The sequence below is a fragment of the Bacillus sp. FSL R5-0434 genome, assembly GCF_038004745.1.
Lineage (GTDB): Bacteria > Bacillota > Bacilli > Bacillales > Bacillaceae > Bacillus > Bacillus halotolerans.
Window position 1 is genome coordinate 3,769,476 of sequence record NZ_JBBORV010000001.1, and the last position, 20,511, is coordinate 3,789,986.

Here is a 20,511-nt window from a genome sequence, read left to right on the forward strand (position 1 = left end):
GCTTGTACAAACAGCCGAGGGTAAAAGCTGTTTTTGAAGAAATTCCGGCCACCATGCGGTGTAACGAAAGAAAAGATTGCGGTTTTTTTGCGCTTCTCACAAGAATGATGATGATAAAATATGACATATATAGAATAATGAAGGGAGGGATTTTCAAACGTGACAAGTGTCATATCTTCTTCTTCCGTTGGAGAAAAGATTAATGAATGGTATATGTACATACGCCGATTCAGCATACCGGATGCGGAATATTTACGAAGAGAAATCAAACAAGAGCTGGATCAAATGGAAGAAGACCAGGATCTTCATTTGTATTATTCACTGATGGAATTCCGGCACAATCTGATGCTTGAGTATCTTGAACCGTTAGAAAACATGCGGATAGAGGAACAGCCGCGACTGTCCGATTTGCTGCTTGAAATTGATAAAAAACAGGCTCGTTTAACCGGAGTCCTTGACTATTACTTTAATTTCTTCAGGGGCATGTACGAACTGGATCAGCGGGAGTACTTATCTGCTATTAAATTTTTCAAAAAAGCCGAAAGCAAGCTGATTTTCGTAAAGGATCGAATAGAAAAAGCTGAATTTTTCTTTAAAATGTCTGAATCTTATTACTATATGAAACAAACGTATTTTTCTATGGACTATGCACGGCAGGCATATGAAATATACAAAGAGCACACAGCATATAATATTAGATTGCTTCAATGCCATTCTTTGTTCGCTACCAATTTCTTAGATCTCAAGCAATATGAGGACGCCATATCACATTTCAAAAAAGCTTATACAATGGCAGAATCCGAAAAACAGCCCCAATTAATGGGAAGAACACTGTATAACATCGGACTTTGCAAAAACAGCCAAGAACAGTATGAGTCAGCAATCACATATTTCAAAAGAGCCATATCTGTTTTTGAAGAAGCTAACATTCTTCCTTCTCTGCCTCAAGCTTATTTTTTGATTACACAAATTCATTATAAATTAGGAAAAATGGATAAAGCTCATGAATATCTTAGTAAAGGAATTGCTTATTCTAAAGAGGCTGAAGATATCATTTACTTATCGGAGTTTGAATTTTTGAAATCTTTATACTTATCAGGCCCGGATGAAGAGGCAATTCAGAAATTCTTCGATTTTCTCGAAAGTAAAATGATGTATGCTGATCTTGAAGATTTTGCGCTTGATGTGGCAAAATATTATCATGGACGTGAAAATTTCCAAAAAGCTTCCGCGTATTTTCTGAAGGTGGAACGAGTAAGACAGCTTATTCAAGGAGGAGTGAAATTGTATGAAATTGAAGTCTAAAATATTACTCTCTTGTCTGGCCCTAAGCACAGTGTTTGTCGCAACAAGTATTGCAACTGCACCTGCACATCAAATGGAAGTTGCTCAGCGAGGAATGATTTAAAGATAACAACCGGTTTTTACCGGTTGTTTTTTTGTTAAATAAAAAGCCAAAACAAAAGTTTTGTTTTTAAAATTTAAAATATTAATTACTAAATTATTTTAAATTGGTTTCCCAATCCAGAAACATAATATATAAGATAATTTTTATAATTATAAATGAAAAACCTGTTTACTTTTCCTTTTTATTGAATTATTATATACAAGACTTAAGTTCAGTACAACTTCAATTGAAGGTTAAAATGGAGGATTTATTTTGAAAGTTCAATTCAAAAAAAGGATTAGTTTACTCATCATCATGTTTGGGCTTGCTGTTTCCTCACTGGGTGTTACACAGGCGGTTCATGCAAAAGCCAATACGAGCGATTCAAGGGTGCATTTTACTTTCAGATGGTACAGCCCTTACGACTATACAACTGCTCGAAGAAAACAAAATAGAAGCTACATGTATATGCATCTCCTAAAGAAAGATGACGGAGGCAAATTTGATGTATGGGCAGAGGCAGATAAAAACGTTCACTCTGGCGGGCGCGACTGGCACAATGTATCCGGTGGTGGAACTCACGAAGGAACAGTACACCCGGGTCATACATACTTATTTTCCAACACTGCTGTTGAAGATTACGGCAGAAATGTACCCGTAAGGTTTGGCGGTTATAGCCGCAGCAATGATTCCTTCTCAACTGATTGGAGTCCTGACAGCGTAAAACCTAAGGGAAATTACACAATCTATTAATACCCTTTTTCAAAACAAAGCGATCTTACACTAAACATGTAAGATCGCTTTTTAAGGTAAAAATAATATCCACTCTTAAAGATTTTTTATTAAAATAAAACTATCCAAAACTCACATAGAGTTTTAATAAAAAACAGGAGCCTTGCACATGATTTCTTTCTTTTTAAAGCGTTTATTAAAAAATAAAGAGATTTATTTCTCTTTATTCATTAGTATCGTTCTTATGCTCGTCAGTTATCTAGGTATTCTCTTCTTTCATAAGAAGATCAATCTTCCTTATGAAATCCATAACTCACCGTTTTTATCGAATATTGCAGAAGGAAACACAACCTCAGCTCAGACTGTCTGGATTCTCATTCTTCCTTTATTAGCATCACTTCCAATGTCCGGTATGTACTGTGAAGATAAAAATACTGGATTTCTTATGAACGTTATAACAAAAACAACTAAAAAGAAATACTTCACAGTATTATTCGGATTGAACTTTGCAATTTCGTTTTTCGTCATTATCTTACCATTATTATTAAATCTTTATTTGCTATCGATGACATATCCTTCGGTAAACCCTGACGGGATCGTCAATTACATGGACCCCATCGTTACAGGCGGAACAGACTTAGCAAACCTTTATTACGAACACTCATTAATATATACTTTTATCCTTTTTGCATTAAATGGGATGTATGGAGCTGTTCTTTCTTCCATTGGATTGGCTTTATCATTTTTTATTAAAAAGAAATATTTTGTTTATATCATACCTTTTTTAATCAATTTAATAGGCTTTACTTTACTCAACAACAATTACAATCCAATGAAATATATTGTTAACGATGGAGGGTTTTTGAGTATAGATAAGTTTATTTATTTGAACCTTGGAGTGTTCATTGCAACTATTTTACTTTATATGTGGGGAAAAAAACGCCGTGTTTTATTATAATACTCTAAAATCAACATTAAAAATGAAGTGGCCGGGTATCACCGTCGCATTACTGTTGCAGTTAATTGCTGTTTATTTCTTTTTTTACCAAGAAAATGGTAATTATGATGGTTTTGCACTGGAAAATATTTTTTCCTATTGGCATCTCGTTTCTATTTTATGCCCTGCTGCCGTTGTATTTTCTGTTTTGATCTCATCCGATTACTTTTCAATTTATACTGTAATCCGAGTAAACAATGCACCTTATCTAACAATGATATACCTTTTAAAAACACTATTATTTTCAGCATTATACGGGATTATCATTATGGGTGAATTATATACTTTATGTATATTCAATGATACGGGACTATTGTATGTGACCCCGATATCTTTCATCACTCATGTGTTTGCATTTATTTTCATTTGTTATGTTGTTTCATTTATTCTACTGTATTTGAATCAAATCATTGTAGTTTTTCTATTCATTCTTTTATTTTTGATTGATTACCTTGCATGTAATGGTATGCTCTTTTTAAATGGTTTTGTAATGGAATTTAGTGATTTGGCGGAATTATTATTGATTAGATTAGGGATTATGTTTTTATTATTCGGGATTTCTATAGAGTCTATAAAGCGACGCAATTATTTACAGCAGGTTGAGGAGAAAGGAGCAAACTGATTGTCTTTTATGAATATGCTGAAACGTGATATTGTCATGCGTTTCAATGAAAGTAAGATTACATACTTTGTCATTAGCTTAGCTATTGCCCTCCTTCTTTTATGCTTCCTCTGGAATAGCAATAAGACAGGACAGCTAGACCATCAAAGTTTTTCCGACAACCTGATCACACTATTTCATTCGATGAATTTCTTTGATCTACATATCTTATATACACAGCATAGACTATCTATCCCTCTACAATGGATTAGTTTTCAAGTATTGCCTTTGATAATTGTGGGTAATTTTATGTTTCGTGACATTCAAATTTCCGGAGCTTATATCCTTCCGAGACTCCCCAAAAAAGGAGTATTTATATTCAGCAAACTTTTCTCACTGTTTGTTTTGATTGTATCTATTTGGTGTGTATGGCTTTTTATATACATGATGCTATTTACCTCATTTAAAGGCTTTATAGCAGAACTGAACAGCAAGGTTATATTATTTATGTTAATTCAAATCTTAGTTTCGTTTATGTATGCAGTTTTGCTAGAAACTTTAACTTTCATGATATCTTTTATATCAGCATTTATTATTATTGTTGCTTATATTGTAATATCTATTTTTTTTCACAGCTCATTATTCATCGCTTCATTTGCTATGGCTGGAAAGTGGGCTTTTATTGATTATTCGCGCATGAACGTTAACTACTCAGATGGTCGTTTTTTTCATGCCTCCGACTTTTTATTAATTGCACTTATTTTCTGTACAGCTTGTACTTTTATCAGCCTGGTTTTTATTAAAAAAACAGATATTTTAGGAGAGTAATTATGACGTCGTATATCGAGTGTAAAAATATAGTAAAAAAATTAAAGGGAAATCATGTATTAGATGATATCAGTTTTTCAATTAAAGAAAACGAATTTGTCGTGTTAAGAGGCCATAATGGATCTGGAAAGACAATGATTTTAAGAGCCATCGCCGGACTGCTAACATTAACAAAAGGCGAAGTTTCTGTTAACGACCTCGTGATCGGGAAAGATATTGACTTCTCTGAACATACAGGCCTGTTAATTGAATACCCGAGCTTTATCCCTGTCTATTCGGGATTTCAAAATCTGAAATTCCTTGCTTCTATCAAGAAAAAAGTATCTGATGAAGAAATCAAAGAAGTAATAAGAAAAGTTGGGTTAGACCCTGAAGATAAGCGTAAAGTCAAACGCTATTCTTTAGGGATGAAGCAACGCTTAGGAATTGCTCAAGCAATAATGGAAAAACCCAAATTACTTCTTTTAGATGAACCGACAAATGCCTTAGACAAAAAAGGGATTAATCTTATACTGGATATCCTAAAAGCCGAAAAAGAAAACGGCACAACGATTGTAGTGGCTAGTCATGATGATACACTATGTGAAAACAGTGTTGTCGATAGAATTATCGATATTAGTGAAGGTAAGCTGGAGGATGCAGATGAATAAGCGTTGGATTTTCTTGATTGTTTTATTAATAATAGTAACATTCAGCTGTGTTCGTTTCTATACAGTGAACGCCCAAAATGATAAATATACTCCAACTAATATTAATATTGACGCAAACCAAACGATCGATACAGGAAAAGGAATAAAATTCCACATATTAAAACCATTAAAGCCGATTAAGTCATTTGATAAAGAAACAAATTCCATAAAATATATATACATTTTGCCTTTTAATGCTGAAAATACTTCTAATCACAAAATTACTCTAGAGGAGCTTTCACCGGACGGAAAAAACTTTTTATTTTTTGGTCAGTATCAATATAATAAACAATTGATGCCTTATAATTATGATTTGCCGGATAAGTATCAATTCAATACAGAGATTCCATCAGGGAAAACAGTACTAGGATATGTAGGATTAAGTTTGTATCCCGACGAAAAAGTAAATTATAAAAATTTCAATCCTGAATCATCAAAAGTATCTGCTTATTATACTATAATAGACGACGAATCTAATAAAAGAACTTCTTATAAAATGACTTTAAATAATTAAAAGATGAAAAAGGGCCTGAATTACATTCAGGCCCTTTTATTAAAAACTATTTTACAAACCCAAGCAGCATTTCACGAATGATTTTGCTGGCTGTGTTTGCCGTTTGCTCTGAGTGGTCGTAAATCGGAGCTACTTCTACTAAATCAGCGCCCTTCACGTTTACTTCTGAGCGTGCGATTTCATGGACGGATGCAAGCAGTTCTTTAGACGTGATGCCGCCTGCGTCAACCGTTCCTGTTCCCGGTGCGTGAGCAGGGTCTAATACGTCAATGTCGATTGTGACATATACCGGACGGCCTGCCAGCTTCGGAAGAACCTTTTTCAGCGGCTCAAGCACTTCAAACTTAGAGATGTGCATGCCGTTTTCCTTTGCCCATTCGAACTCTTCTTTCATACCGGAACGGATTCCGAATGAATACACATTTTGCGGTCCGATCAATTCTGCCGCTTTGCGGATCGGCGTTGAGTGAGAAAGCGGTTCTCCCTCATAGTCGACGCGAAGATCCGTATGTGCATCAAAATGAATAATCGCCAGGTCAGGAAATTTCTTATACATTGCTTTCATGACAGGCCATGACACGAGATGCTCCCCGCCCATGCCCATTGGGAATTTCCCTTTTTCTAAAATGCTGTCCACATATTCTTCAATCATATCAAGACTTTTTTGCGGGTTGCCGAATGGCAGCGGAATGTCGCCGGCGTCAAAGAAGTTCAGGTCCGCCAGATCACGGTCCAGATACGGGCTGTATTCTTCAAGGCCGATTGACACCTCGCGGATTCTTCCCGGGCCGAAGCGTGATCCCGGACGATAGCTCACCGTCCAGTCCATCGGCATGCCGTAAAGGATGGCGTCCGCCTCTTCCCACTCTGGACGGCTCGCGATAAATACTTTTCCTGAATAAGCTTCATCAAATCTCATCTATAAAACCCTCGCTTTCCTGTAAAAAAGCGCAAGATTCGCTCCTGCGCCATACATTCATTATTTAATCAGGTCACTCACAAATTTCGGCAGAACAAACGCCGCTTTATGAAGATCTTTTGTGTAATATTTCGTGTCAATGTCAAAGAAACGGCTGTCTTCCACTGCAAGCGGATCATATTTTTTCGAACCGATTGTAAATGTCCACAAACCGCTTGGGTATGTCGGAATGTTCGCCGTATACAGCTTTGTAATCGGGAAGATTTCCTTCACGTCACGCTGTACATTTGTGATTAATTCCGGTGTGAACCATGGGTTGTCCGTCTGAGCGACGAAAATGCCGTCTTCTTTTAACGCCTTCGCGATTCCGGCATAGAACCCTTTTGAAAACAGGTTAACAGCAGGTCCGACTGGTTCAGTTGAATCTACCATAATGACGTCGTATTGATTTTCAGATTTCGCAATGTGCATAAATCCGTCATCCACCTGCACGTCAACACGCGGATCGTCAAGTTTTCCCGCAATAGAAGGAAGAAACTTTTTAGAGTATTCGATAACCTTGCCGTCAATATCAACAAGTGTCGCTTTTTTCACACTCGGATGCTTCAGAATTTCTCTGATGACGCCGCCGTCACCGCCGCCGACTACAAGCACATGCTCCGGATTTGGGTGCGTAAACAATGGCACATGCGCCACCATTTCGTGATAAACGAATTCGTCTTTTTCTGACGTCATGACCATACCGTCCAAAAACAGCATGTTGCCGAACTCTTCTGTTTCCACCATTTCTAAATGCTGAAACTCAGTTTGTTCTGTATGTAATGTTTTATTAACCTTCAATGTAATGCCAAAGTTTTTCGTCTGCTTCTCTGTGTACCAAAGTTCGCTCAATTGTCATCTCCCTTTCAAGGCTGTATTCATTTATTGTAAGCGTCTTTTCAGCTTTTATTCCCGGTTGAAATCGCATTTTCACCTAAGGAAAAAGTATAGAGGATGGCGGAGAAAAAGTAAAGATGCGTCCTGTCACGCGATGTTTAAAAACAATCTTTTTTTCTCATAATAGTAGAAACATAAAAAAAGGGGGAACCATTGTGGATGCAATGACAAATAAACGGCTGAGACTGACGCTCAAAACCGTTCGCGCCTGTATCTTTCTTGGGGCTTTCGCGTGCTTAGCGGCAGCTGCTGTGTTTATGACTGTCATTTTGATAGCCAAATACCAGGGCGCTCCCTCGGTTCAAGTGCCGCAATCCACGATTTTGTTTGCGAGCGACGGCTCTAAACTCGGGGAGACGAACTATGGCGAAAAACGCTATTGGGTCCCCTTAAAAGACATGAATCCGACGATTGTAAAAGCGACGGTGGCGATTGAAGACCAGAACTTCTATGATCACCATGGCTTTGATTATAAACGCATGGCCGGTGCGGCGCTGGCCGACTTAAAAGCGCTGGCCAAGGTTCAGGGCGCAAGCACCATTACCCAGCAATATGCGAGAAACCTGTATCTTGAACACGACAAAACGTGGAAACGCAAATGGAATGAGGCATTCTATACCATTCGTCTGGAACAAAACTATTCTAAGGACGAGATATTAGAAGGCTATTTAAATACGATATACTACGGCCACGGCGCCTATGGCATCGAAGCCGCGTCCCGCCTCTATTTCGGCAAGCATGCCAAAAACCTGACAGATGCGGAGGCGGCGCTTTTGGCCGGTATTCCGAAAGGCCCTTCCGGCTATTCGCCTTATGTCAATGAAACAAAGGCCAAGGAACGCCAAAAAACAATTGTGCGGATGATGGAAAAGCAGCAGATGATCAGCCGCAAAAAAGCGGACGAGCTGATCAAGGAGCCTCTTTCCTATCAGCCGTTGAATAAACACGCCATCAGCAGAAAAGCGCCTTATTTCTATGATAATGCGATGAGAGACCTGGAAAAAAAACTCGGCATGACACGGGAGCAAATTGAAACGAGCGGGTTAAATGTGTATACAACCGTGAATAAACGGCTTCAGCGCATTGCCGAGGAAACCATTACCGAAACGGTTAACGCCGGTTCTGACATTCAAGTCGGATTTTCAGCCATTGATCCACGCACAGGAAACGTTCTCGCTCTTGTCGGCGGCAGAGATTATCAAAAAAGCCCGTTTGACCGGACGACACAGGCGAAACGTCAGCCCGCTTCGACAATCAAACCGTTACTTTATTATAAAGCGATTCAGAGCGGGTTTACGCCAGTGACACTGATGAAAAGCGAAGAAACCGAGTTTCAAATCGATGCAAAGGGAGAAACCTATTCTCCAAGCAACTATAACGGTTACTACGCAAACAAACCGATTACGCTTCTTCAGGCGCTGGCGCTGTCTGACAACATTTATGCCGTGAAAACCCATCTCTTTCTCGGAATGAACAAGCTCGTTCAGGCGGCAAAGGAATTTGGCATCACCGCGCAGCTCCAAGCGCTGCCATCCTTGGCCCTCGGCACGGAACCGGTGCGCCCGATTGAGATGGTCAACGCCTATGCCATGCTGGCAAATGGCGGAAAGAAAATCGAACCGACCTTTATCACAAGGGTGACTGATGCGGCCGGACATGTACTGTACGAAAGCCCGAATCAGCATAAACAAGTGCTGGATGAAAAAGCTGCCTTTGTAACCGCTAATATGATGACAGGCATGTTTGATACAGATTTAAACGGCTATACATCCGTGACAGGACGGACAATCGCGGATCGCCTGACTAGAACCTATGCGGGAAAATCAGGCACAACAAGCGCAGACAGCTGGATGATCGGCTTCAACCCGAAGCTGGCTGCGGGTGTATGGACGGGCTATGACAAAAACAGCACCATTGACTCAGTCGCAGAAAAAAACTACGCCAAAACCATTTGGGCGGAGTTTATGGAGGATGCGCTCAAAGGAGAACCAGAAACAGCCTTTAAACCGCCAAAAGGCGTGACCGGCGTCTACATCGATCCGGCAACAGGCTACTCCTCCGGCCCCGGCTGCGCAGCCAAGCATTACACGTATTTTGTGAAAGGCACAGAGCCAGCGAATGTGTGCTACGGCTCAGAGCCTGTCAAACAAACAAAAGACCAGCATCCAGTCAAGGAAAAGCCCGCTTCCCCGAAAAAGTGGTGGGACAAATGGCTGGGACGGAATCATTAAAAAATAACCCGGCTGCTTGAATGCCGGGTTATTTAATATGGTTCTTCCATTATCCATGGGAGCAGCGTCACGCAGTCAAGCTGGAGAACGGGTTTCGGGAATCCTTCGGGGATAAAGCGGTCATCTCTCGGCACTTCAAATGATATATACCAGTTACGGTCCGGAACCCATTCTTATTTCCCTTCTAGAATACGTCCGACCATAAAATAGCTGGCCACATAAAGATGACGGTCACCCTCCGGCCCAAATTCATTAATTTCCGTACAAAGAGACGGCTGAAGACCAAAATCCTCAAACATTTGCGCCTTCTCACGCGGCAGTGTTTTCATTACTTCCCGGTCATTTTCACAGAGAAGACACCCGCACATATCTTCAATATCTTTCGCATACTGCCTTCTCGTTTCCTCCACGTCCGCTTCAATGACCCAATCACCAATCCTCTGTTTGAAACACGATATCTCCCCTATCTGCTGTCAAAAAAATGAAAAACCCCGAGTCTTGGTTCGGCTCGGGATTTTCCATGTCCTATTTCTGTATCACCAGTTTACTCAATGTTCACAGAAAAAAATTCAAATTTTCTAAAAGTTCACAGAAAGTTCACAAATTAATTTTCTTCTGGAAGCAGTCCTTTTTTCAATTCGTCAGAAGAGCGTTCCCACAGGCCTTGGTCATGGTTTTTCAGAAATTCGCCAAGCACTCGCTTCGAGCTGTCATCCATTTGATCAATGATAATGTTCCGTTTCATCGATTTATCCATCAGATTCACATGCTCCGGCAGCGATTTGTAGCCTCTTCTGATGCTTCTGTCGACCGTCATTTCACAGGCTGTTACCCCTGCGTAATAAGGGCCCTCTTCTCTTCTGTCAATCGTCACCCATACAAGCCAGTATGGTTTGCCGTTTGGAACTTCTTCTTTATTAGGCAGAAATTTAATGCCTTTTTCAACGACGCTGCGGGCATGCATCGCGCCGATGTCAACGAACGCTTCTTTTTCCTCTACATCGACGAATACAGGTGAAATGTTATCAAGGCTGAGTGCCCCTACGCCAAATCCGCCGTGTCCGTCTGTCGGATCACTTTTGATAATATTAAACCCGATTGATTTTTTCTTTTTTTCTTCCATGAGTTCTACCTCCTACAAAAGCGGTTGAAATATCGCTGAAAACAGCTGTAAAATCCGATCTCTTCCGGCATTGAGCATTGGCCAAAGCACGTAGGATCCGAGCGGTGTCACAAACAGTACCAAAAAGACGATAAAGCCGTAGCTTTCCGCTTGCGTCATCTTGGCACGCGCCCCCGGCGGGACGAGATCTTCAATAATACGATAGCCATCGAGCGGCGGCAGCGGCAGCAGATTAAATAAAAACAGAACGAGGTTCAGCTGTATCCAGATTGAAAAGAACTGATCCAGTCCTGTACTGAATGCCGCAAGCAGTTCCATTCCGTAAGCATGCATCAACACTAACAAAGAGAAACCGATAAACGCAAGAATCAGGTTACTGATCGGCCCGGCAATGGATACGAGTACGCCGGCCAAACGAGGTTTCTTAAAGAAACGGCGATTGACGGGAACAGGGCGAGCCCATCCAAAGCCGGCCACCAGGATCAAAATGGTTCCGAACGGATCAAGGTGTTTGATAGGATTCAGCGTCAGTCTTCCTTCTCTTTTCGCCGTATTGTCACCAAATTTATATGCGACATAGGCGTGAGCGAGTTCATGCATTGTAAACGAAACAATTAAGGTAATGACCAGATATGGCATTAGAGACAACGGGTAATATAAAAAACGGTCCAAGTGAGATGATCCCTCTTTCTAAAAATGCAAGAATTTACTTTATTCAGTATACTATAAGAAGCCTCTTTTCCTAAAGAGAGGAAACGATATAAAGGAGGATTCACACCTATGCCATACGTAACCGTCAAAATGCTTGAAGGCCGTACAGACGAGCAAAAACGCAATCTAGTTGAGAAAGTAACAGAGGCCGTGAAAGAAACGACCGGTGCCTCTGAAGAAAAAATTGTTGTCTTTATAGAAGAAATGAGAAAAGACCATTACGCGGTCGCAGGCAAACGCCTCAGCGATATGGAATAATCTGATATAAAGCCGGCGCTTCGCAAGCCGGCTTTTTCATCTCTATTTCGTCATTTTTTCAATAATAGCTAAAAACGCTGCCTTCTCTTCGGCAGTCAAACGTTCAAACATGCCGTCAATCAGCTGCTGGCGATTTTGAATCATCTGAAGAGCCGCTGCCTGCCCCGATTCAGAAAGCGTAATCCAAACGGTCCGGCGGTCATTGTTATTTCTGGATCTCTTAATAAACCCTTCCTGCTCTAAGTGATTCAGAGCGGTTGTGGTGGCAGACGGAGACAGCGTGACCTCTTTTAGAATGTCCTTTATGGTGCAGCTCCCGTGTCGATATATAATCCGCAGAATAAATCCTCTTACATTATTCACATGTTTCGGAACTGTGGCTTCATCTAATAGTTTCGTGCTTTTCAAATATTTTGTTAGTGCGTGATCCAGCAAATTTGCTTCCAGTTTGTCATGATCCATGTAGATTTCCCCATTTCGAGATGCATTCATAACATACGAACGATATGATTACTTATTATTTTACTGATACCAGATAGGGAAAGTCAAAAAAGCAAACAGCGAATTCGCAACTTTTCTCCTACATGCTTCGATTTTTCACCTGTTCGACAATATTCTCTTTAAATACCTGAAAAGGAACTTGTTCACTCTTCTGATGTCCGAATTGACGGACGTTTACCGCCTTTTCACTCACTTCCTGATCCCCAAGCACCAGCATGTACGGGATTTTCTGCATCTGTGATTCTCTGATTTTGTAGCCAAGCTTTTCATTGCGTTCATCGATATTGACTCTTATCCCGAGCCGCTTTAGCTCAGACTGCACCTTTTCGCAGTAGTCCATATGAACGTAAGAAACCGGTATAATTTGGACCTGCACCGGCGCAAGCCAGACTGGAAAAGCTCCGCCAAAATGCTCGATCAGAATGCCGAAGAAACGGTCAATTGAGCCGAATACCGCTCTGTGAATGACGACGGGACGAACCTTTTCATTGTGCTCATTAATATATGTTAAATCAAATTTTTCCGGCATTTGAAAATCAAGCTGGATTGTGGCGCATTGGTGGCTCCGCTTCAGAGCGTCTTTAATATGAAAATCGATTTTCGCTCCGTAAAACGCTCCATCCCCTGCGTTTACTTCATAAGGAAGACCCAGATCCTCAAGGACGTGTTTCAAGGCGTTTTCAGACATTTCCCACACGCTGTCTTCACCTGATGAATCCTCCGGGCGAGTGGAAAGTTCAACCGTATACTCGAAACCGAATGTGCGGTATACCTCGTCAATCAGCCGAATGGCTTCTTTGATTTCACTCTCGATTTGATCTTCCCGAACAAAGATATGTGCGTCATCCTGGCAGAACGTCCGGACGCGGAGCATTCCGTTTAGAGCACCGCTGTATTCATGGCGGTGCACCTGGCCGAACTCCGCCATACGAATCGGCAGATCCCGATAAGAGTACAGGCTGTTTTTAAAGATGAGCATATGGCCGGGACAATTCATCGGCTTCATTGCAAATGCAGTATCATCTACTTCTGAAAAATACATATTGTCGCGATAATGGTCCCAGTGCCCTGACTGCTCCCATAGCCGCTGATTCATCATAAACGGTGTACGCACCTCGGCGTAGCCGGCATTTGTTTGCAGCTCACGCGAAAAGCGTTCCAGCTCATTGCGGACAATCTGCCCTTTTGGCAAATAAAACGGCATTCCCGGGGCTTCTTCCGAGAACATAAACAGCTCTAATTGTTTTCCCAGCTTGCGGTGATCCCGTTTCGCTGCTTCTTCCAGCATATGCAGATGCGCCTCAAGATCTTTTTTCTTTTGAAACGCAACACCGTACACCCGCTGAAGGACTTCATTTTGGCTGTCTCCTCGCCAATAAGCACCTGACACCCGTGTTAATTTGAACGCCTTGATCATTCCTGTTGAAGGAAGATGCGGCCCGCGGCACAGGTCAACAAATTCTCCCTGCTGATACAGCGTCATTTTCTCCCCGCGCGGAATGTCTTTCAAAATTTCCAGCTTAAACGGCTCGCCTTTTTCTGCAAAAAGCGCTTCAGCCTCCTCGTAAGAAACCTCTATTCGCTTGATATCCATATTTTCGTTTATAATATGCTTCATCTCTTTTTCGATGGTCTCTACATCTCCGGAAGTCAGACTCCGATCAAGCTTCATATCATAATAAAATCCGTCTTCAATGACAGGCCCTATTCCCAAAGATACTTCGCCGTACAGCCGTTTCACTGCCTGAGCCAGCACATGCGCTGATGTATGGCGAAGCACCTGCAAGCCTTCTGGAGAATCCAGTGTGATAATTGAAAGCTCAGCATCTTCCTCCAGCTTGAAGCTGACATCAACGAGCCGGCCATTAACCTGTCCCGCTGCTGCTTTCTTTTCCAAACTGGAGCTGATGGACGCAGCCGCCTCTTTGACTGTAGTGCCTTTCGGATATTCCTTTACCTGTCCGTCCGGAAGCTGAATACTAACATGTTTACTCATTTCAAACACTCCTTATTAATTGTTGTATATAAAAAAACACACCCGTCCCTCTGTAAGGGACGAGTGTGTGATTAACCCGTGGTTCCACCCAAGTTCCCAACGAACTTTCATGTTCATCGGCTCGGTGCTGTAACGCAGCATAAACGGCATTGGATACTGACTGTTCCCCAACGCTGCTCCAAGGCGGTAAATGATATTCCTAAGCTGGGAAGCTCGCACCTTTCCTTCCCTCTCTGAAAACCGTAAATATCATTCATGTCCTTTTCATCGCATTTCTAGTATATAAAAAAACACACCCGTCCCTCTATAAGGGACGAGTGTGTGTGATTAACCCGTGGTTCCACCCAAGTTCCCAACGAACTTTCATGTTCATCGGCTCGGTGCTGTAACGCAGCATAAACGGCATTGGATACTGACTGTTCCCCAACGCTGCTCCAAGGCGGTAAATGATATTCCTAAGCTGGGAAGCTCGCACCTTTTCTTCCCTCTCTGAAAACCGTAAACATCATTCATGTCCTTTTCATCGCATATATTGACTCATATAAAAAAACACATCCATCCCTCGCAAGGGACGAATGTGTTAAAATTCGTGGTTCCACCCAAATTCCCAACAAACATACATGTTCGTCGGCTCGGTGCTGTAACGCAGCATGACGGTATCAGATACTTAATTTCCCCGATACGGCTCAAAGGCGGTAAGCTGCTTTCTCTGCGTTAGGAAGGTTTCAGCTGATCCTTCCCTCTCTGGAAACCGTAAAAAGCATCTCGTGTCCTTATCAGTGCCTGTTTGAATAATTTCATATATCTTACTATATATTCTTTGAAAAGACAATGGACGATTTTAAGATGATGCGGAAGCGGACGTTTCTTTATGAAAAGTCAGAAACCGCCACACAAGGAATGCGGCCAGACTGTATGCCGCGCCCATCATCAAAAACGTAAACCCAGCTCCGGTGTACCAAGTGGCGGACAGATGAATGACCACTCCGGAAACCGCTACGCCAACCAATGCCCCGATTTGCCGGTTGGCATTTAAAGCTGCTCCTGCGATATTGGCATGCTCCTGTCCCGCTGTCTTCATAATCACAGCCGTCATGGCAGGAACCGTAATGCCAACACCAAGATTCATGGCAGATGTCAGAACCGCAAGCTGCCAGTAAGGCAAATCCGGAGAAACCATGACAAATAACAGCAATGCCATGATGCAGCTGACAGCCATTGAAACAAACATAAGAAGCCCCGCTTCAAAACGGTTCGCCAGCCGGGCAAACAGCAGATTTCCGACCACAAAGACAGCCATCATCGGCAATAGTTCGACTCCCGCTAAAAAGGAACTTGCGCCTCTTGCTTCCTGCAAAAATAGACTTAGCATAAACATACCGCCGAAAAGAGCAAAATTCAGCAAAAACCCAACGAACTGCGCTGCCGAGAAACGTCCATTCTTATATAATGACGCAGGAAGAATAGATGTTGCCGAAAAAATTTCTCTCAGAAGAAAAAGCACAAACGCCAAAACCGCCGCAGCGAAAGCACCGAGAATGGTGAGCGAACTCCAGCCTATTGAAGCGCCCTGTATCAGCGCAAATGAAAGAAATCCGAGAGCCGCCATTCCAAGCAGATGCCCTGTGATATTCACCCGGCTGCCATTTCCCGGGAAACTGCTGAGCGTTCGATAGGCGCAAATAAGCGCCGCAACCCCTAATGGCACATTGATCAGAAAAATACTCTGCCACCCTGCGGCATTCACCAGAACACCGCCGATAAAAGGCCCCAGTCCGGAGGCGGCGGAGACGAGAGCGGCCCACAAGCCAAACATTTTGGCCCGCACCCGTTCATCGGGGTAAGAGGCAGCCAAAAGGCTGAGTGAACTCGGCATAAACAAAGCCGCGCCAAGTCCCTGCAACAGCCGACCTGCGATCAGCATTTGGCCATTTGCTGCTACAGCGCATAGACATGAGGCAAGAACAAAAACGGCCAAACCCAGCATATAAATGGTCTTTGAGCCGTAACGGTCAGCCAGCGCACCGCCGGCCAGCAGAAGCGAAGCAAATGTAAGCATGTACCCGTCTACAACCCACGTCACACCTGAAATTGAAAGGGAAAGAACGTTTTTCATATCAGCAATTGCAACATTCACCACGGTCACATCAAGCGTAGCCATCAGAAAACCGAGAGCGAGCACGATTAACACTGAGATGCCTGTTGATCCTGATTGATGTAAAGGCCCGCTGTTTTTCATTGCCATTGCCCTTTCAGCTGATGATGTATCCAATCATCGATTTTTTCGAGGTCATAAAGTTTACCGATTCTGTTCATGACACCCTGCAAGGTTTCTTCCTTCATGAGCGAAGACCATTTATCCTCAATATCCCCCATTACCGTCTCCAGCACACAGTGATCTCCGCTCTCAAATACAGATGGCAAAAGGCCTTTTCCTTGATACATGGAACCTCTTCCTTCAACAGCTTGATAGACATCATAGAGGGTAATATCCGTCAATGGCTTCGTAATCGTAAAGCCTCCCTTCGTACCTGGTATAGACTCAGCCAAACCAGCCTGCACCAAAGTTCTCATCAGCTTTTTCAGATATGACGGAGACATGTGCAAGCGCTGGCTGATCGCCTCTGATGTTAAAGAAGCCTGCACGGGCAGCCGTGACAGTAACAAAAGCACAGAAACTCCCTGCTCCATTCCCGATTTCATTTTCATTATGTTCCCTCCCAGTTCATTATGGATAACTATTATCCACAATAGATCCATTAGCAGGTTTTGTCAATAAAAAAAGCAAAAGAAACGATTCATTTCTTTTGCTTGATATGGTTAACAAATCTGCTTCAGCTCTTCTATGTATTGAAGCGCTTCGTCATATTCTTCATTGGTATACTTTTGCTTGCTTTTGATTGTAAATACCTTCTCTTTCTTTTCCTCAGCCTCAAGCCCGTCAAAGTAAAGAATCGTGGAGACCAGCTCTAAAAACCGAGATGAACGGTTGTTTACACTGTCAATATAGTGCTTGATATCAGGCATATCAAGATCGGCGTGGTCTAAAAACGCGGAGCCCGTCTCTGTCAGCGAATAACGGTATTGAAAGTAGCCGCCCTTTTTTTCCTTTACCTCATGCAGGAATCCAAGGTTGCACAGCTCTTCAATTTGGAGCGTCAGTTCCTCCGAATACGGCCCGTAAAAGTGAAAATCATATTTCTCATAGAAAGGAAACTGCATTTTCTTCGCAATATAAATCATTTTTTGCAGCTTCTTTCGCCCGATGATTTCTCCAGAATCCGAGAACACCTTCATCAGTTTTGCATGTTCTTTCAACAAATTCCCGACATCTCCTTTTTCCTTCTTTACCAATTTCTATGTCAGTCCCAGCAGCTGCCGGATTTTCATTTTCGCTTCCGGGTGTTCAGAGCCGTCATAAATCAGGTCCTTCGGATAGTACAGCTTGTGGTCCGTCCGCCGCTTACCGGAGATGGATTCCACAATGGCCGACTGTCTGGACAGCTCTTTGATTTGACCGTTTTGCGTCAAGAGATGGATCGGCAAACGCTCCTCTTCCTCTCCTGGACGGTAAAAATCGTATGGCAGATCTGAAGAAGAATCCACGACCAAATAATAGCTCGGATCGATTCCAGCCTCTTTGAATAATGAGGTCAGCTCAAAATAGGCCGACATCTCTTCATTCGGATTAAATTCAACGTATTGGAACAGCTGGCGGTTAATGAATCTGCGGCACAAATCGGATAAAATCGGGTCTTCTTCATCCTCCCATGCCTGGAAATAATACAAAATAATAGATTCATCCAGCCTCAAATAATCCTCCAGCGTCAGTTTCCCTTCAAAAATAGAATAGAAATGAACCGGAGCATGAGTGAACACATAACCTTCATCATGGAGCTGCTTCGCTCTGTGGAGAATCTTCGTTAAAATAACCTCCGCACTTCTCGTCACAGGGTGGAAATAGACCTGCCAGTACATTTGGTAGCGGCTCATAATATAGTCTTCTACAGCGTGCATTCCGCTTTGTTTAATGACGATTTGATCCTCACGCGGGCGCATCACCCGGAGAATCCGCTCCATGTCAAAATGGCCGTAGCTGACGCCCGTATAGTAAGCGTCGCGCTGCAGATAATCCATGCGGTCCGCGTCAATCTGACTCGAAATCAGGCTGACCACTTGTTTGTTTTTATATGTTTTGGCAATGACTTCAGCAACATCCTGCGGGAAACGCGGGCTCACCTTTCTGAGCACCTGATTAACCTCTGTGTCTCCCAAAATGATATCTCTTGTAAAATCTTCGTGGTCAAGATGAAAGACTTTTTCAAATGAATGCGAGAACGGCCCGTGCCCGAGATCATGAAGCAGCGCCGCGGACAAGCAGAGTTCGCGCTCACTGTCATCCCATTCAGGACGGCCTTTAAAGACATCATCAACCATTCTCCTGACAATTTCGTAGACACCGAGAGAATGGTTGAACCGGCTGTGCTCAGCGCCATGGAACGTCAAATACGTCGTGCCGAGCTGCTTGATTCTGCGGAGACGCTGAAATTCGCGGGTTCCGATCAGATCCCATATCAGCTTGTCCCGTACATGAACATAGCGGTGCACCGGATCTTTAAACACTTTTTCTTCTGATAATTTTCCATTTGGATACGCCATCGTCATTCCCTCTTTTTTTTAGCCGTGTTTCTATTATATCGACTCTATTCTTTGAAAACATCCTTGAATTTGTCCGACGATTTGTTCCATCTTTCCGAAAATCACATGATGTGAAGCAAAAAAGCCTGACCAGAGGGCCGAGGCTATGAAAAAATATGTTTTTACTTTTTTAATTTCTTTTTCACTTTGTCAATCAGCTCATTCTCTGTCGGAGCTGACAGCGGGCGATTGTTTACAAAAGCAAACGATTTTTTCCGTCCGGGCCCGCAATAAGATTGGCACCCTACCTCAACCTTTGCGTCCGGGTCTACTTCTTTTAAACGCGGCAGCAATGTTTTGATATTAGTGGCTTGGCAATCATCACACACTCGAAATTCATTAGCCATGACGTACGCTTCCCTTCATTTCTATGTTCATCTATGTTTTAAACCTAAAATCGCTTTGTCGAAAAAATCACATCACTCCTCATTGTACAAGGATTCGACTGTTCCTGCAAGCCGCTTCAGCCTCCGTATCTCCTATTCTTCCAGCCAATTTGTATAAATATTTTCCAATCTGGACATTCTAATATCATGAAAAGAAAAATGGGAGTTGAGATAAATGACAAAACAGCGCCAGGACGCTTGGTCAGAAGAAAATGATTTGCTTTTAGCCGAAACCGTGCTTCGGCATGTAAGAGAAGGCAGCACTCAGCTGAATGCCTTTGAAGAGGTCGGCGATAAATTAAATCGGACGTCCGCAGCCTGCGGATTCAGATGGAACGCGGTGGTGCGCCATCAATATGAAAAAGCGCTTCAGCTTGCAAAAAAACAGCGAAAACAGCGCATGAGAGCCCTCGGAAACGGGCAGCCAGCGAAGAAAAGACTGCTATATCAGCCTCCTGCGGTTGATCCCGAAACAATTCAAGAAACTGCAGTGCAGGAGGAGCAGGTGAAACCTGAAACCCCGACTGCCGAAAATGAGAAGCAGGCTTTGATGTCAGGCGAGCACATGCCTTTTGTGGATGACAGCTTTAAGGAAGAGTTAGCTAGTCTATCACACTTATTGTCTCCTCAAACGTCTGCGCCTGAGATGACGATGAATGATGTCATCAGATTCCTGCAGAATTACGAAGGCAATCATGAGCAATCCTCAGCTTTAAAAATGGAAAATGAGCGTTTAAAGAAAGAAAATCAAGAATTACAAAGCAAGACAGAACAGCTGGAAGCAGAAGTTCAAAAACTTGAAAAAGATCAAAAAACGATCCAGGAAGATTATGAAACCTTGGTAAAAATCATGAATAGAGCCAGAAAACTAGTTTTATTTGAAGATGATGAACATGCCTCTCCGTCCTTCAAAATGGACCGGAACGGAAATTTAGAAAAAATGGCGGAATAGCTTTTAAAAACCCCAAAACGATGTCCTGTTTTGGGGTTTTGCCATTAAAAAA

The 20,511-nt window shown here is 42.5% G+C and carries 23 protein-coding genes and 3 other annotated features; of the genes, 11 read left to right on the plus strand and 12 right to left on the minus strand.

Going from position 1 to position 20,511, the window contains the following annotated elements:
* Nucleotides 1-159 precede the first annotated feature (159 nt).
* The 8 genes from NYE43_RS19630 (at nucleotide 160) to NYE43_RS19665 (ending at nucleotide 5,748) form a co-directional block, all read left to right on the plus strand.
* Nucleotides 160-1,305 carry a response regulator aspartate phosphatase gene (locus tag NYE43_RS19630; RefSeq protein WP_341062461.1) on the plus strand — a complete coding sequence of 382 codons (1,146 nt, stop codon included), beginning with the start codon at nucleotides 160-162 and terminating at the stop codon, nucleotides 1,303-1,305.
* Nucleotides 1,289-1,408, plus strand: a complete 120-nt coding sequence (locus NYE43_RS19635) for a PhrC/PhrF family phosphatase-inhibitory pheromone (protein WP_010332289.1) — start codon at nucleotides 1,289-1,291, stop codon at nucleotides 1,406-1,408. Before NYE43_RS19630 ends, NYE43_RS19635 begins: the two co-directional genes overlap by 17 nt.
* A gap of 252 nt (nucleotides 1,409-1,660) precedes the next feature.
* The gene (locus tag NYE43_RS19640) at nucleotides 1,661-2,140 is read left to right on the plus strand and encodes a hypothetical protein (RefSeq protein WP_061572213.1); all 480 of its coding nucleotides are present in this window, start codon (nucleotides 1,661-1,663) and stop codon (nucleotides 2,138-2,140) included.
* A gap of 148 nt (nucleotides 2,141-2,288) precedes the next feature.
* A complete protein-coding gene (locus NYE43_RS19645; protein WP_188323350.1) occupies nucleotides 2,289-3,077 on the plus strand; it encodes a hypothetical protein in 789 nt (262 codons plus the stop codon).
* The gene (locus NYE43_RS19650) at nucleotides 3,064-3,738 is read left to right on the plus strand and encodes a hypothetical protein (protein ID WP_341062465.1); all 675 of its coding nucleotides are present in this window, start codon (nucleotides 3,064-3,066) and stop codon (nucleotides 3,736-3,738) included. The genes NYE43_RS19645 and NYE43_RS19650 overlap by 14 nt, the downstream gene beginning before the upstream one ends.
* A gap of 9 nt (nucleotides 3,739-3,747) precedes the next feature.
* Nucleotides 3,748-4,545 carry a hypothetical protein gene (locus tag NYE43_RS19655; protein ID WP_341062750.1) on the plus strand — a complete coding sequence of 266 codons (798 nt, stop codon included), beginning with the start codon at nucleotides 3,748-3,750 and terminating at the stop codon, nucleotides 4,543-4,545.
* A gap of 2 nt (nucleotides 4,546-4,547) precedes the next feature.
* Nucleotides 4,548-5,195 (plus strand): ABC transporter ATP-binding protein, encoded by a 648-nt coding sequence (locus NYE43_RS19660; RefSeq protein WP_188323353.1) that lies wholly within the window; start codon nucleotides 4,548-4,550, stop codon nucleotides 5,193-5,195.
* The gene (locus tag NYE43_RS19665; protein ID WP_188323354.1) at nucleotides 5,188-5,748 is read left to right on the plus strand and encodes a hypothetical protein; all 561 of its coding nucleotides are present in this window, start codon (nucleotides 5,188-5,190) and stop codon (nucleotides 5,746-5,748) included. The genes NYE43_RS19660 and NYE43_RS19665 overlap by 8 nt, the downstream gene beginning before the upstream one ends.
* A gap of 46 nt (nucleotides 5,749-5,794) precedes the next feature.
* On the opposite strand, the gene speB is transcribed toward NYE43_RS19665, so the two are convergent.
* The gene (gene speB, locus NYE43_RS19670; RefSeq protein ID WP_095712788.1) at nucleotides 5,795-6,667 is read right to left on the minus strand and encodes an agmatinase; all 873 of its coding nucleotides are present in this window, start codon (nucleotides 6,665-6,667) and stop codon (nucleotides 5,795-5,797) included.
* Nucleotides 6,668-6,727: 60 nt separating this feature from the next.
* Nucleotides 6,728-7,558, minus strand: coding sequence for a spermidine synthase (gene speE, locus NYE43_RS19675; protein ID WP_095712787.1), 831 nt, complete (start codon nucleotides 7,556-7,558; stop codon nucleotides 6,728-6,730).
* A gap of 200 nt (nucleotides 7,559-7,758) precedes the next feature.
* Here speE and NYE43_RS19680 point away from each other — a divergent pair, with 200 nt between their 5' ends.
* Nucleotides 7,759-9,834: a transglycosylase domain-containing protein gene (locus tag NYE43_RS19680; protein WP_341062467.1), complete on the plus strand. Its 2,076-nt coding sequence runs from the start codon at nucleotides 7,759-7,761 to the stop codon at nucleotides 9,832-9,834.
* Between the two features lie 173 nt (nucleotides 9,835-10,007).
* On the opposite strand, the gene NYE43_RS19685 is transcribed toward NYE43_RS19680, so the two are convergent.
* The 3 genes from NYE43_RS19685 to NYE43_RS19695 all read right to left on the minus strand — a co-directional run bounded on the left by NYE43_RS19685 (nucleotide 10,008) and on the right by NYE43_RS19695 (nucleotide 11,629).
* The gene (locus NYE43_RS19685; protein ID WP_253295223.1) at nucleotides 10,008-10,244 is read right to left on the minus strand and encodes a hypothetical protein; all 237 of its coding nucleotides are present in this window, start codon (nucleotides 10,242-10,244) and stop codon (nucleotides 10,008-10,010) included.
* Nucleotides 10,245-10,438: 194 nt separating this feature from the next.
* A complete protein-coding gene (locus NYE43_RS19690) occupies nucleotides 10,439-10,957 on the minus strand; it encodes a YwhD family protein (RefSeq protein WP_010332295.1) in 519 nt (172 codons plus the stop codon).
* A 12-nt stretch (nucleotides 10,958-10,969) separates the two neighbouring features.
* A complete protein-coding gene (locus NYE43_RS19695) occupies nucleotides 10,970-11,629 on the minus strand; it encodes a site-2 protease family protein (protein ID WP_341062468.1) in 660 nt (219 codons plus the stop codon).
* 108 nt (nucleotides 11,630-11,737) lie between these two features.
* On the opposite strand from NYE43_RS19695, the gene NYE43_RS19700 reads away from it, so the two are divergent.
* The gene (locus NYE43_RS19700) at nucleotides 11,738-11,926 is read left to right on the plus strand and encodes a 2-hydroxymuconate tautomerase (RefSeq protein ID WP_003222038.1); all 189 of its coding nucleotides are present in this window, start codon (nucleotides 11,738-11,740) and stop codon (nucleotides 11,924-11,926) included.
* A gap of 42 nt (nucleotides 11,927-11,968) precedes the next feature.
* On the opposite strand, the gene NYE43_RS19705 is transcribed toward NYE43_RS19700, so the two are convergent.
* The 7 genes from NYE43_RS19705 to NYE43_RS19740 all read right to left on the minus strand — a co-directional run bounded on the left by NYE43_RS19705 (nucleotide 11,969) and on the right by NYE43_RS19740 (nucleotide 19,468).
* Nucleotides 11,969-12,388 carry a MarR family transcriptional regulator gene (locus tag NYE43_RS19705; RefSeq protein ID WP_024123229.1) on the minus strand — a complete coding sequence of 140 codons (420 nt, stop codon included), beginning with the start codon at nucleotides 12,386-12,388 and terminating at the stop codon, nucleotides 11,969-11,971.
* A gap of 118 nt (nucleotides 12,389-12,506) precedes the next feature.
* Nucleotides 12,507-14,423: a threonine--tRNA ligase gene (gene thrS / locus NYE43_RS19710; RefSeq protein WP_095712783.1), complete on the minus strand. Its 1,917-nt coding sequence runs from the start codon at nucleotides 14,421-14,423 to the stop codon at nucleotides 12,507-12,509.
* Between the two features lie 52 nt (nucleotides 14,424-14,475).
* Nucleotides 14,476-14,700 (minus strand) — a binding site (T-box leader).
* 29 nt (nucleotides 14,701-14,729) lie between these two features.
* Nucleotides 14,730-14,956: a binding site (T-box leader), on the minus strand.
* Between the two features lie 31 nt (nucleotides 14,957-14,987).
* Nucleotides 14,988-15,212: a binding site (T-box leader), on the minus strand.
* A gap of 52 nt (nucleotides 15,213-15,264) precedes the next feature.
* Entirely contained in the window at nucleotides 15,265-16,662 is a 1,398-nt protein-coding gene (locus NYE43_RS19720) for an MFS transporter (RefSeq protein WP_198098146.1), read from the minus strand.
* A complete protein-coding gene (locus tag NYE43_RS19725; protein ID WP_198098147.1) occupies nucleotides 16,659-17,132 on the minus strand; it encodes an Rrf2 family transcriptional regulator in 474 nt (157 codons plus the stop codon). Before NYE43_RS19725 ends, NYE43_RS19720 begins: the two co-directional genes overlap by 4 nt.
* Nucleotides 17,133-17,243: 111 nt before the next feature.
* Entirely contained in the window at nucleotides 17,244-17,744 is a 501-nt protein-coding gene (locus NYE43_RS19730; protein WP_024123233.1) for a YwgA family protein, read from the minus strand.
* 36 nt (nucleotides 17,745-17,780) lie between these two features.
* Nucleotides 17,781-19,082, minus strand: a complete 1,302-nt coding sequence (locus tag NYE43_RS19735; RefSeq protein ID WP_024123234.1) for an HD domain-containing protein — start codon at nucleotides 19,080-19,082, stop codon at nucleotides 17,781-17,783.
* Nucleotides 19,083-19,243: 161 nt separating this feature from the next.
* The gene (locus NYE43_RS19740; protein WP_216393973.1) at nucleotides 19,244-19,468 is read right to left on the minus strand and encodes a DUF1450 domain-containing protein; all 225 of its coding nucleotides are present in this window, start codon (nucleotides 19,466-19,468) and stop codon (nucleotides 19,244-19,246) included.
* A 214-nt stretch (nucleotides 19,469-19,682) separates the two neighbouring features.
* Between NYE43_RS19740 and zapB the strand changes: the two genes are divergently transcribed.
* Nucleotides 19,683-20,459, plus strand: a complete 777-nt coding sequence (zapB, locus tag NYE43_RS19745) for a cell division protein ZapB (RefSeq protein WP_024123236.1) — start codon at nucleotides 19,683-19,685, stop codon at nucleotides 20,457-20,459.
* The last annotated feature ends 52 nt before the right edge of the window (nucleotides 20,460-20,511 follow it).